The sequence below is a fragment of the Buttiauxella sp. JUb87 genome, from assembly GCF_004361975.1.
In the GTDB taxonomy this organism is placed as follows: domain Bacteria; phylum Pseudomonadota; class Gammaproteobacteria; order Enterobacterales; family Enterobacteriaceae; genus Buttiauxella; species Buttiauxella ferragutiae.
Window position 1 is genome coordinate 395,173 of sequence record NZ_SNVY01000002.1, and the last position, 12,486, is coordinate 407,658.

Consider the following 12,486-nt stretch of genomic DNA (forward strand, 5'->3'; position numbering starts at 1 on the left):
TCGTTAACGCATGTAATAAGGCTTCATAAAATGAAGAAGTTTTTTGTTTTTATCCTGGGTTGTTTATCTGTACATTCTGTTAATGCAGAAAGCTTACCGAATACCGTCAAGCAAGCGTTATCCACTCATCCAGAAGTGAACGCTTCGGTAAATAGCCGCTATTCGGCGGAACAAGATTTACGTGCGGCACGCGGCGGTTATCTCCCTTCTTTAAATTTAAATGCCGAAGCGGGTCAAAAGAACCTCGATGACGCGACGACGCGTGCCGGTGGTGATAATAACGGGATGAATCTTTCCCCGAATGATGCCACCGTCAGTCTTGACCAGAATGTCTTCGACGGCTTTGCCACCACCAGTGAAGTGGGCCGCCAGAAAGCCACCGTTGATTCGCGCGCCTTTAGCGTGATGAATATTAGCGAAACCACGGCATTAGAAGTGGTTCAGGCTTATCTCGATGTGTTGCAACGCGAAGAATATGTTCATTTGGCGCAAGACGATTTAGCCAACCATGAACGTATCTACGACCAGATTCGTTTGCGCACCGATCAAGGCGTGGGGCGTTCTGGCGACTTAATGCAGGCAGAGGCTCGTCTGGCACAGGCTCAAAACAATTTACTGACTGAGCAGACCAACCTTGAAGATGCCAAAACATCGTTTACCAGCGTGACTGGCAGAGAGCCAGAAAACCTGAGCTTGCCTGAGAATATTGCGGCTGAGCTGCCGAAATCCCTGAAGGACGCTAAACAGGTGATGGAAGCCAACAACCCGCTGTTGAAATCGGCTAACGCCGATATTGAAGCCGCCCATCAGCAATATGAAGCTTCAAAATCAACGTTTTATCCGCGTGTTGATGTTTCCCTTGCCCATAGCGTGAGTAACGATACCGATACCACGCGTGCCCATGCCGAAGAGTGGCAAGCGATGGTGAAACTGCATTACAACCTGTACCAGGGCGGTAGCGATAAAGCCACGATGGATTCCCGAGCTTATTTGCAAAAACAAGCACAGGACGTGAGAAATAACACGCTGCGCCAAATGAATCAGGAAATTGGCCTGGCATGGACGGCATTAAAAAATGCCCGCGACCAATTACCGGCAGCGGCAGAATATGCCGACCGCAGTGTAAAAGTACGTACCGCTTATCAGGATCAATTCAGCCTCGGCGAACGAACACTGCTGGATTTATTAGACAGTGAAAACGAAGTGTTCTCATCTAAACGCCGCCTGGTTGAATTACGTTATCTGGAAATATCGTCCGGCTACCGTATTTCCGCGCGCATGGGTGAATTATTAAAAGACCTGAAAGTTAATCCAACGCCAGCAGCTCAGCCAATTGATTCGGCGAGTAATAATACGTTGCCAGAACTTAATTAATTTCGCGTTCAATGGTGGATGACGCTGCGCTTATCCACCCTACAAAGGCAATTTCGCCGTATTTGTAGGTCGGATAAGCGCAGCGTCATCCGACAAAAATTATTTCGTTCATCCGACAAAACTCATCAATGAATTTACAAGTTGAACCCATGAATACAATGACAGAGGCTCCTCCACTGGAGGAGTCGCATTATCATGATCCGCGCAGCCGCCATGACGATCCCCTACTCGATTGCCTGCTGGTGCTTTGCACTTTGCATGGTAAATCGGCAAGCCGTTCAACTTTAAGCAGTGGCTTGCCGCTGGAGAACGACCGCCTGACGCTGACCATTTTGCCGCGTGCTGCGGCACGTGCCGGGTTAAAAGCGCGCATCATTAAACGCGCGCTTAATAAAATCCCGGCCATGTCGTTACCGGCGATTCTGATGCTGCGCGAGGGTGGAGCTGCGGTATTGCTCGGCTGGAACGCCGACGGTTCCGCGCGTGTGATGCCAAGCGAAAGCGAAGGTGGTGAAATTCGCGTTGATGCGTCAATCCTTGAAGAAAGCTACACCGGACAGGTGATTTTTGCCCATCCGCGCCATGAGTTTGATTTGCAGTCTGAATCCTTCTTGCCGCGCACCAAATCCTGGTTCAAAGATACGCTGATGCTGTCGCGTTACCTGTATATGGATGCGGTGCTCGCCAGTTTGCTGATCAACCTGATCGCGTTGGGCACGCCGCTGTTCACCATGAACGTGTATGACCGCGTGGTGCCGAACCATGCCACGGTGACGTTATGGGTGTTGGCGGTCGGTATTTGCCTGGCGTTCGTGTTTGATTTGATCTTAAAAATGCTGCGCGGTATTTGCCTCGATATTGCCGGGAAAAAGAGCGACCTGATTATCTCTGCCACGCTTTTTGAGCGCATTACCGGCATGGAGATGAAAGCCCGCCCGGCGCGTGTCGGTAGCTTTGCACAGAATATTCATGAATTTCAGTCGCTGCGCGATTTCCTCTCTTCGCTGACGCTGACCACGCTTATCGACTTGCCGTTTACGCTGGTGCTGTTGCTGGTGATCGCGATTATCGGCGGCTCGCTGGCGTGGATCCCGCTGCTCACCTTCCCTATCGCGCTGCTGATCAGTTGGGCGTTGCAGAAACCGGTGAATGCCGCCGTTGCCAAAACCATGAGCCTGGCCAGCGAACGCCAGGCATTGCTGATTGAAACACTCAGCGGCCTTGATGCGATTAAAGTGAACAACGCCCAGAGCGAGCGCCAGTACCAGTGGGAACAGACGCTTGGCAGCTTAAGCCGCCTGGAATTGCGCGTCAAAACGCTGTCGAGTTTTGCCAGTAACCTGACCGGTTGGTTCCAGCAAATGTCCGGCGTGCTGATGATTATTGTTGGCGTGTATATGATTATTGGCGGCAAGTTGAGTATGGGTGGCCTGATTGCCTGCTACATGCTGAATGGCCGCGCGCTGATGCCAATGGGGCAACTCACCGGTTTAATTGCCCGTTATCAGCAGGCGCGACTGACCATCAACAGCACAGAAAAAATGATGTCGATGCCGCAAGAACGCCGCGAGCATGAGCATCCGCTGAAACGCGAAAACTTCCGTGGCAGCATTGAGTTTAAAGACGTCGATTTCAGTTATCCCGAGCAGAAAAACCCGTCGCTGCACAAGATAAACCTGACCATTCAACCGGGCGAACGCGTCGGTATTATTGGCCGTAGCGGTTCCGGCAAAAGCTCCATCAGCAAGCTCATCATCAACCTTTACCAGCCTTCCAGCGGCAATATTTTGATTGATGATGTCGACGCCCGCCAACTGGACGTTAACGACCTGCGCCATAGCATTGGCTACGTTCCTCAAGATATTCAGCTATTTAATGGCACGCTGCGCGATAACCTGGTCACTGGTGCGCGTTATGTCGATGACGAAACCATGCTGCGCGCCGCTGAGATTGCGGGCGTGAGCGAGTTCGCACGCATTCACCCTGATGGCTACAACCTGCAAGTGGGTGAGCGCGGGATGCAGTTATCCGGCGGGCAGCGCCAGGCGGTGGCGCTGGCACGAGCATTGTTACTCGAGCCGCCAGTTTTGTTGCTCGATGAGCCGACCAGTTCAATGGACAACACCAGTGAAGACAAGATTAAACAGGCGCTGGTGCCGTTTGTTGCCGATAAAACCTTGTTACTGGTGACTCACCGGGCGTCGATGCTGACGCTGGTTGATCGCCTGATAATTGTAGATAAAGGACGCATTATTGCCGATGGCCCGAAAGCCATTGTGATGGATGCGCTGAAGAAGGGGCAAATCAATGCGTCTCGCTGAGTTAATTTCCCGTTATCGTGAGCCGCTGCGCCGCTATTTTCAGGGGCGCGATGAAAATCAGGCTGATAACATTAATGAGGTAAGTCATGCACTTATTGATGATTCCCCGCGTGTTATCCGCTTGACGCTATGGACGATTCTGGCATTAGTGGTGCTGGCATTCATTTGGGCGGGTTTCGCCAGGCTGGACGAAGTGACGCGTGGCGAAGGCAAGGCCATCCCTTCTTCTCGTCTGCAAAAAATCCAAAACTTAGAAGGCGGTATTGTTACGGAACTGTTTGTTCATGAAGGGCAAATCGTTGAAGCCGGAACACCGCTGCTGCACCTGGATGATACGCGATTTGCGTCAAACGTCGGCGAAACCGAAGCGGACAAGCTCGGCTTACAGGCGAAGATTGACCGTCTGACCGCAGAAGCGGAGGACAAAGACTTTGTGATTTCAGATGACATCGTCAAGCTCGCCCCGCAAGTGGCGCGTGGCGAAGTTGATTTGTTTAACAGCCGTCACCGTCAGTTCCAGAATGAGATTGAAGGTCTGCAAGAGCAACTAGTGCAGAAACAACAGGAACTGCGCGACCTCAAGTCGAAACAGGATCAGTACAAACACAGTCTCGGTTTGCTGCAACAAGAGATCAAAATGTCTGAGCCGTTGCTGGCGTCTGGCGCGATTTCTAAAGTCGAGATCCTGCGTTTACGCCGCACCGAAGTAGAAACTAAAGGGATGCTGGACTCTATTACGCTTTCCCTGCCGAAGTCTGCGTCGGAAGCGAAAGAGATTGAGAACAAGATTGGTGAAAGCCGTAACCGCTTCCAGAGCGATGCGTTATCGCAACTCAATGAAGCGCGCACCAACCTGAGTAAAGCCGAAGCAACGGGCAAAGCACTGGAAGACCGGGTGAACCGCACCATGGTGGTTTCACCGGTGCGCGGTATTGTGCAGCAGGTGATGGTGAATACCATTGGCGGGGTTATCCAGCCAGGCAGTGATTTGGTTGAGATTGTTCCGCTTGATGACAAGTTGCTGATTGAAGTGAAAATTCAGCCGCGCGATATCGCGTTCCTGCACCCAGGACAGCATGCGGTGGTGAAATTCACCGCTTACGATTACACCACGTATGGCGGCCTGAACGGTGAGCTGGTGCAAATTAGCCCGGATACCGTCACTGATAAGCAAGGCCACAGTTACTACGTTGCGCGCCTGCGAACCGATAAGAATTACCTTGGGAGCAAAGAGCACCCGATGTTGATTATTCCGGGGATGGTGGCGACGGTTGATATTCTGACGGGTAAGAAGTCGATTCTGAGTTATCTGCTGAAGCCGATTATTCGGGCAAAGGCTGAGGCATTACGGGAAAGATAATAAAAAAACCGCAACGGGTAACGTTGCGGTTTTTTACCAGAATCGTAGGTCGGGAAGGTGTTGCGCCCCCGACATTACGAATTAAAATTACAAGACGCCAACTTCCCACGATTCAAAGACAATTTCTCCTCGTTCACTAACTCCTGCAAAACCTTATGAATCGCGCTGCGCGAGATATGGTTGCGGCTCAGGATAAAGGTATATACCGAGGTTTTTTCGCGGATCTCAGGTTCAAGAGACCAAATATGCTTCACATGTTCCGTCACAATTTCGCGGATAGTTTTATGAGAACGCATATTTTCACGCTGGAAGTAGCGCTGAAGATGGCTGGTTAAAATATCAAACGCGTGAATCCATAAGCTCTTTTTCGTCAGCAGCTCATTGGCATTCGCGGTGCTCATGACCCACATTTCACAGTCAGAATCACATCGTAAATAATGCGACGCCACTTCACTACGCATCTGCGCCAGACCAAGTATTGCTGGAGCTGCGAGGCTTATCGTGACGAGATCATTTTCGACTCGGTATACGGAGACTGTTCCTTTCTCCAGGAAAAATAAATTGCCGTCCTTTCTTAGCTCAATGCGCTGACGTTTTTTTCGCAACGAAAAATACGCATTTTCCGATCTTTTTAATTCATCGCCAATGAGCATGACCGATTCATCTACGTTAAGGCTGGACATCAATTTCTCTTACTTAGATTGTGGATATAGATTATCTCCATTCACTGAGTGAAGGAGACTGCCCTTAAGCAATTTGATAACTCATTACTCTTCACTTATATCAATATAGGATATAAGGGCAAACCTGCACTTAATAAGCCAACGTTTTTAAGGCCGCTGCCAGGCGACTTTAAATGATCAAACTTATAGTTTACCTGGTAAAATAATACGCAATAACTCACCCATTGTTATAAACAGAGGTATTTAGCGGTGAGTAAAGGCGAGTAAAACACTCAGGTATTATATTCTAGCGGCACAATCGAGTGCATTGACCGTGAAGAACATCTTCCAGGTGTCAACTTTTATGCCGTTATGTGTCTGAGTATATTTATCTGCGGGTTTAACGTAATGTTTTTCATCTTTGCGGCGGGATCTTTCTCTTTGCAATTAAAAAAGAAAACCTAAAAATATGTAACATATTGATTTAAAGCTAGTTTTAATGTTCGTTATGTGTGTGTTATTTGTTAGTAGTATTGTGAATAGCTGAAATAAAGCGCAACACGGTGCAGGTCAGATGAAACATAAGGTTATTCCCTGCACCAATATGCTTATAATGACACGTGTAAATACCAGCCTGAGTTAACGAGCATGCCCGAAGCAGATAATCTGTTTTATCTCATTGAAAATAAAATACTATTCATCCCTGCAAAGCAGTCTCTGGTGCATATGGATAGCCACGAACAGATAAAACTCAAGCCAACTGCTGCGTTATGCCTTTTGTTGCTGCTCAGAAACCATGGTGCCATTGTCACGCAGAATGAGTTGCTCGCGTTCGCATGGGGAGAAAGCCACAGGCAGGTGAGTTTTAACGCGTTTTATCAAAGCATTCTTTCTTTGCGAAAAACTTTTGCGCAAATGAATGTTGAGAAACAAATAATCACCACTGTTCCACGTAAGGGTCTTATCATCCAGCGAGAAATAAGCGTGGAAGAACAGCAGGACCCAGTGCCAGAAGCACAACCGGAACCATCACCCTCAGAAACCATTACTGAATCGCTACCTTATAAAGCGACAAATGATAAGCGTTCTATTTTAAATCTGACGGAATGGTGGATGATTATCGCCACCGTGATAATCATCGGCATCATTATCTATCCCCGCGTATTCAACGAACAATATTTTTCCGGCTATGTTTCGCCAATGAAATATGATGGACAATGCCATTACTTTTTCAATGGAGATTCCAGTAATCATCTCCGCCATAAGGAATTCATCCAGGAACATCCTGATATGTGCCAGGACGATAACTACCTCTATATCACTGCGTATCCAGAAACAAAAAATATTTCAGTCATTCTATGCACCACCAGTATGGAGTTATCACGCGGTAATTCCTGCCAATCCGTCTATTATCCTCGGTACGATAGTCAATGAAGATATTCACCGCGATCTCCTCACTCCGAACCCAGACGCGCGTCATTTTTTTAGTCTGCGTCGCGATTGTAACCGGCCTGGCGGTGTATCTTTATCAACCGCCCAATGACGCACGACACAATCTCGTCTGCCGTGCGACGTTACAGATAAACAGAGATAAGGCTTCTTTCCGTGGGATTATCGATTTTAAATCCGGCGACGGCAAAGGCATTGCCCACATTAACGGCATCATTAATGTAAGTGCCCAGGAGGAGTATACCGTCCAGCGAACCATCCTCTTTACCCATGCGGATTATGGGCTCAGCCCTGTCTGGGTATCTCGCCAGATAATCGTATCAAACCGCGAAACCGCGCCTTCAGGGGTACTCCAGCAATTCCTCCCTGACTTTTATCTCAAAAGTGCTGGCGTGACAGATATCGATATCTTTACCCTGAACAAAGATGCCGATCTCATCACCCGCGAAGGTATTCCCTATTTATACTGCCAGAAGTACATGTTGCCTGAGGACGAGTAAGATTTGCCCAGGATAATATTGCCCCCTGGTGCCAAGGTGATATTTATCCTACCTAAGTACAAAGCTATTACATAACGCTATTACGCTGCGGGATAATTCAGTTTATAATAAATAAGCATGCCTCCTGAGAGTGAATTTTAAGTTAAATATGTTATTTAATTATGATATTTCATTAGTTTTACTCGCTATAATTATTTCGGGCATAGCTTTTTATGTCTCTTTTTGGCTATGTAAAGCAGGCGCGCGTAAAAAACATTATTGCTGGCCTTTATTTAGTGGCCCAACAATGGGCTGCGGGATATGGGTTTTGCACTATATGGTGATACAGGCACATCATCATAGCCACGTTATTAATTATAACATTCAAAAAACACTGGCCTCATTGCTGATCGCTATAGTCGGTTGCTCGCTGGGGTTTGTGTGTTTTTTATTCAAAAGACTGCGTGGGCAACACTATCTTCTGCCTGCTTTAATCTTTTCTGCGACAGCCGCTTCTATGCACTATTTGGGGATGGCCGCTATCATCAATGCAGCCGATTGGTACGTCAGCAATACTAAAATCATCCTGTCATTGATTGCGATTTTTATCACATCGTTAGTCATGTTGCGCCTGACCCATCTCATGTTGGTCATTACCAACAAAAATGATATTTATGCCAACTTCTATCGACTAAGTGCCACTCTTACGTTGTGTTGTGGTGTCGCCATCATGCACTTTTTAGGGTCATGTGACATCAACATGGGCTCTATTCCAATGTCATCAATGCCTAAAGATGACTATGTCGAAAATACCATCGCCATGACATTGATCGTACTTGTCGCGCTGGTATTTCTGCTGGCAATATTTATTTGGTTTGTTAATTTTAAAGAACATTTAAGTAATGAACTACTCAAGCGCGAGTTAATTAAAAAGAACTTGCAGCTTAAACAAATGACACAGCATGATTCATTAACGCAATTGCCCAATCGGTTGTATCTGCAAAAACACTTGAATACCCTTTTCACCAACCAGACAGACCTGTTGTTTATCATGTTTATCGACCTGGATGGGTTTAAACGCGTCAACGACGTCTGGGGTCATGCGGTGGGGGATGAACTGCTGGTGAAAATTTCACAAACCCTCAAAGAAAATATCAGTCGCGAAGGCTTTGTCGCCAGAATTGGCGGTGACGAATTTATTGTCGTCGTTTGTCAAAAAGATAAACAAGTGGTTATTCAACTGGCGAAGAAGTTGCTTGCGCGGATTGCTGATAACTATGAGCTTTCAGCCACTAGCGTAGATTTTATCTCTGCCAGCATTGGCATCTCCATTTACCCGGAGCATGGTAATGATGTCGCCACTTTGCTTAAAAAAGCGGATGTCGCGATGTATTACATCAAAAATCGAGGAAAAAATAGCATCACATTTTATGATGAAATAGAGATGACATTGCCGAGTTAATCGGCGCTTAAAAACGAAGAGCAGTAAAGAATTAGCACAACCGAGTAGCAAAATACTCATTCTTAAGCAATGGATGCTTGTGAATCACTCCAAAACCTGGATTTAGTGAAGAAAAGCTAACATTGATGATGAAACTTTCTACAGCATATAACAGATATAAAGATAAATGGTGGGCGTTGCCCCTGGTGCTACCGTTTATGCTCTACCCCATCACCCAGTATTTGAGCACCTATGGCACGGTGGATGGCTTTGAAATCCCGTTCTTTTATCTGAACATGGCTCTCACCACCATCCTGACGGTGATTTATGGTTTTAAGGCACTGCCCGGGATCATTCTGTGTATCTTTTACCGCGTTTACCCGGACCGTGGTTTAGAGCCCGCGTTAATGTCGATACTGCACTATTTTACCTCAGTAGCGATCTGCTGCGCGGGGTACTATTACTTTACTGGCAAAAGAGGCCGCGCAAGTTTTGGGCGATATAACCTGACGTGGCAACGCATTTTTTGGCTGGTAGTGGTTAACGCTACGCTATTTCTTAATTATTTTCATGCCGAGCTCTATTTAGGGTTATTCGGGATGAATCCGTCCATGGTGTATGTCAGCCCTTTCACGACCCGAACATTAATCAACTATCAGGGAATGTTAGTGGGGAATATCATTGGTTTGCCGATGCTATATCTGGTCATTCGGTCGATTAGAACCCCTGCCTACACATTGAAATATCTGAAAAAAATTCGTCATCAGGTGGCCAACGATTTGCGGTTGCCGGAACTGACATGCTTAGTCGGTTCATTGGCGGTACTCACGATACTGATGATTGCCCCACTCAGCCATTCATTGCCGCTGATGAATTCTATTTATACGCTGACATTATTACTGCCGCTGATGATATGGGGTACGTTGCGTCTGGGCCATGCGGCTATCTCGATTGTGTGGTGGGTGCTGCTGATTGTGTTATGCAGCCATATTCAAAGATTCATCCCACATGATGCTTACTACACATTACATCTTGCGGTTGCCACGTCCTGTTTCTCTGCCTTTTCAATAACCATTACCCTGATGGCAATCAATATTTCTCGTCAGCGAGTCTTGAATTTAAAGACTCAGCGCTTGATGTATATTGACCCAGTTGTGCATTTACCCAATTTGCTGGCACTGGAAGCGGATTTAAAACAAAACACGGTCTCAGTCTTATGCCAATTGTATATGCCTGACCTTGAGTTGTTAGGGCGAAATTATGGTTTGCTCATGCAGGTGCAATATAAACAACAGTTAGCACGCTACTTAGAACCCGTTCTGGATAAGGATGAGCTTATTTATATGAGTTCAGGCCATGATTTAGTGATGCGAATTTGCCCTCTACATGCTGAGAAACGCATTGCGGAAATCTATAGCAAAGCCAAAGATTTTCGTTTTATCCGCGATGGCGTAAAACTGTATCCGCAAATCGGTTGTAGCTACTGCATAATTAATTACCCCGTGGGACACCTGTATTTATTAATCGGTGAACTACGAACACTGGCCGAAATTTCACTTACCACTAATCTGCCTGTCGACCTGAGAAAGCAAAGTAGCCGCCAGGTGCAAAACCAGGTGAAAACCAAAGTCGACATGATGAACCAGTTGCAGCGGGCGCTGGAGTTGGACCGTTTTGTATTAATGGTGCAACCGATTGAAAGTAAAAAGGGAGATTGCTATCACGAAGTCCTGTTGAGGATGCGTGGCAATAACGACGAGCTAATTTTCCCCAATACCTTCCTGCCACTGGCGAATGAGTTTGGCATGTCATCGAGTATTGATTTATGGGTTTTACATAACACCATGAAATTTATGGATGAGACTCGTCACTCACGGCCAAACCATCGCTACGCCATTAACCTGACACCGGCATCAATTTGCCGCACTGATATGGCAAACCATATTGAGAGGTTGATGATTAAGCATGGTATTTCACCCGCGCAACTGGTGCTGGAAGTCACCGAGGCCGATGAGTTAACCAATAATTTGCAGGCAGAGAAAACACTGGATGCTTTACAACGCCTGGGTTGTAAAATTGCAATTGACGATTTTGGAACCGGTTATGCCAGCTACGCTCGGTTAAAAACCATGCGCGCGGATATTCTCAAAATAGACGGGAGCTTTATTCACAATATTAATTCCAGTGAAATGGACTACAAAATTGTGCAGTCAATTTGCGAGCTAGCCCGCATTAAGAACATGACTCTGGTGGCCGAATTTGTTGAAACAGAAGACATTCGCACAACGCTTTATCGCATGGGCATTGATTATGTCCAGGGCTACTTAATTGGCAAACCTGCGCCAATAGAAAGCTTGCCCGCAACGGCGATACCCGGCTTACCAGATACCGCAGTGGGATAACGAATTATTTTCCCGCGTCGACCCACTCACGCAAAAAATCGATAAACACACGCACTTTCTCGGGGACGTGGCGGGTATTGGGGTAAAGGGCATAGATACTCTGGCGCGGAAACTGGTGGTCCGGCAACAAGGCCATCAGTTCACCGAGCTTAAGAGACGAGCGCACCAACCATTCTGGTAACAGCGCAACTCCCGAGCCTTGCGTGGCGAAGGCAAGCAGCGCGCCTGCGCTGTCTGCGACAATCGCAGGAGGGTTCTCGACCTTAAATAAAACCGCCTGCTGCTCCGGGGTCACCACCTGCCAACTCAGCGGTGAGCTAAGCCTGCTGTGGGCAAGCCAGGACGCATGCGCTAACTGTGCCAAATTTGCTATCGGGTGTTCGGCGAGATAAACAGGTGAGGCAACAGGATAAATAGCAAAACTGTCGATGGGAGCCGCCCGGAGGCTGGAATCCGCAAGCTGCCCCAGGCGAATGGCGACGTCAAAACGTTCGGCAATTAAATCAGCGTGATAAGAAGAGGATACGTGTTGAATACGCAACTGTGGATGCAGGCGAGAGAAAGCAGCAAGTGCAGGAACCACTACCTTAGCACCGTATTCCGGCGTGCTGGTGATCCGCAGTACACCGCTTAACCCGCCATGATCCTGCTGGACGTTATCAAGCAGGTTTTCCGCCTCCTCCAACAAACGCTGACAACGCAGGAAAAAGCGCTCTCCGACGTCGGTCAATGACAGCCGGCGGGTGCTGCGAGCCAGCAAAGACACACCGAGCTCAGCTTCTAACTGTTTGATATTAAAACTCACTGCTGCCTTGGTTTGCCCAAGCGCCGTGGCTGCAGCAGTAAAACTCCCCGCCTCTACCACCGCCACAAATATCGTTAGCCTTTGCAGATTAAGCATCTCGAACTCTGTCACTGTCAAAATAATTTTGACAGTGTAATCCTCTGGCGGTGATTTATCCTCCCTTTGTGCGTCGCTACACTCCTCCCCTCTAATC

General features: G+C 47.5%; 9 protein-coding genes. 7 read left to right on the plus strand and 2 right to left on the minus strand.

Annotated elements, in window-relative coordinates:
* The first annotated feature begins 30 nt into the window (after positions 1-30).
* The 3 genes from EC843_RS10060 to EC843_RS10070 all read left to right on the plus strand — a co-directional run bounded on the left by EC843_RS10060 (position 31) and on the right by EC843_RS10070 (position 5,055).
* Positions 31-1,374, plus strand: a complete 1,344-nt coding sequence (locus EC843_RS10060) for a TolC family outer membrane protein (RefSeq protein ID WP_133522183.1) — start codon at positions 31-33, stop codon at positions 1,372-1,374.
* Positions 1,375-1,523: 149 nt separating this feature from the next.
* Positions 1,524-3,695 carry a type I secretion system permease/ATPase gene (locus EC843_RS10065; protein WP_243739143.1) on the plus strand — a complete coding sequence of 724 codons (2,172 nt, stop codon included), beginning with the start codon at positions 1,524-1,526 and terminating at the stop codon, positions 3,693-3,695.
* Positions 3,682-5,055: an HlyD family type I secretion periplasmic adaptor subunit gene (locus EC843_RS10070; RefSeq protein ID WP_064543685.1), complete on the plus strand. Its 1,374-nt coding sequence runs from the start codon at positions 3,682-3,684 to the stop codon at positions 5,053-5,055. The genes EC843_RS10065 and EC843_RS10070 overlap by 14 nt, the downstream gene beginning before the upstream one ends.
* A 74-nt stretch (positions 5,056-5,129) precedes the next feature.
* Here the strand turns inward: EC843_RS10070 and EC843_RS10075 are convergent, their stop codons facing one another.
* The gene (locus EC843_RS10075) at positions 5,130-5,738 is read right to left on the minus strand and encodes a helix-turn-helix domain-containing protein (protein ID WP_064543683.1); all 609 of its coding nucleotides are present in this window, start codon (positions 5,736-5,738) and stop codon (positions 5,130-5,132) included.
* 627 nt (positions 5,739-6,365) lie between these two features.
* Between EC843_RS10075 and EC843_RS10080 the strand changes: the two genes are divergently transcribed.
* The 4 genes from EC843_RS10080 to EC843_RS10095 all read left to right on the plus strand — a co-directional run bounded on the left by EC843_RS10080 (position 6,366) and on the right by EC843_RS10095 (position 11,488).
* Positions 6,366-7,151, plus strand: a complete 786-nt coding sequence (locus tag EC843_RS10080) for a winged helix-turn-helix domain-containing protein (RefSeq protein ID WP_064543681.1) — start codon at positions 6,366-6,368, stop codon at positions 7,149-7,151.
* Positions 7,148-7,666 (plus strand): hypothetical protein, encoded by a 519-nt coding sequence (locus EC843_RS10085; RefSeq protein ID WP_064543679.1) that lies wholly within the window; start codon positions 7,148-7,150, stop codon positions 7,664-7,666. The genes EC843_RS10080 and EC843_RS10085 overlap by 4 nt, the downstream gene beginning before the upstream one ends.
* A 148-nt stretch (positions 7,667-7,814) precedes the next feature.
* The gene (locus EC843_RS10090; RefSeq protein ID WP_133522185.1) at positions 7,815-9,107 is read left to right on the plus strand and encodes a diguanylate cyclase; all 1,293 of its coding nucleotides are present in this window, start codon (positions 7,815-7,817) and stop codon (positions 9,105-9,107) included.
* Between the two features lie 128 nt (positions 9,108-9,235).
* Positions 9,236-11,488: an EAL domain-containing protein gene (locus EC843_RS10095; RefSeq protein WP_279535811.1), complete on the plus strand. Its 2,253-nt coding sequence runs from the start codon at positions 9,236-9,238 to the stop codon at positions 11,486-11,488.
* Positions 11,489-11,492: 4 nt separating this feature from the next.
* Here EC843_RS10095 and EC843_RS10100 read toward each other — a convergent pair whose 3' ends face one another.
* Positions 11,493-12,389 (minus strand): LysR family transcriptional regulator, encoded by an 897-nt coding sequence (locus tag EC843_RS10100; RefSeq protein WP_121814958.1) that lies wholly within the window; start codon positions 12,387-12,389, stop codon positions 11,493-11,495.
* Positions 12,390-12,486: the final 97 nt, after the last annotated feature.

Coding starts and splice junctions, on each gene's coding strand:
- EC843_RS10095 (WP_279535811.1), top strand. CDS start 9,236: ATGAAACTTTCTACAGCATATAACAGATATAAAGATAAATGGTGGGCG.
- EC843_RS10070 (WP_064543685.1), top strand. CDS start 3,682: ATGCGTCTCGCTGAGTTAATTTCCCGTTATCGTGAGCCGCTGCGCCGC.
- EC843_RS10090 (WP_133522185.1), top strand. CDS start 7,815: ATGTTATTTAATTATGATATTTCATTAGTTTTACTCGCTATAATTATT.
- EC843_RS10060 (WP_133522183.1), top strand. CDS start 31: ATGAAGAAGTTTTTTGTTTTTATCCTGGGTTGTTTATCTGTACATTCT.
- EC843_RS10085 (WP_064543679.1), top strand. CDS start 7,148: ATGAAGATATTCACCGCGATCTCCTCACTCCGAACCCAGACGCGCGTC.
- EC843_RS10075 (WP_064543683.1), bottom strand. CDS start 5,738: ATGTCCAGCCTTAACGTAGATGAATCGGTCATGCTCATTGGCGATGAA.
- EC843_RS10080 (WP_064543681.1), top strand. CDS start 6,366: ATGCCCGAAGCAGATAATCTGTTTTATCTCATTGAAAATAAAATACTA.
- EC843_RS10100 (WP_121814958.1), bottom strand. CDS start 12,389: ATGCTTAATCTGCAAAGGCTAACGATATTTGTGGCGGTGGTAGAGGCG.
- EC843_RS10065 (WP_243739143.1), top strand. CDS start 1,524: ATGAATACAATGACAGAGGCTCCTCCACTGGAGGAGTCGCATTATCAT.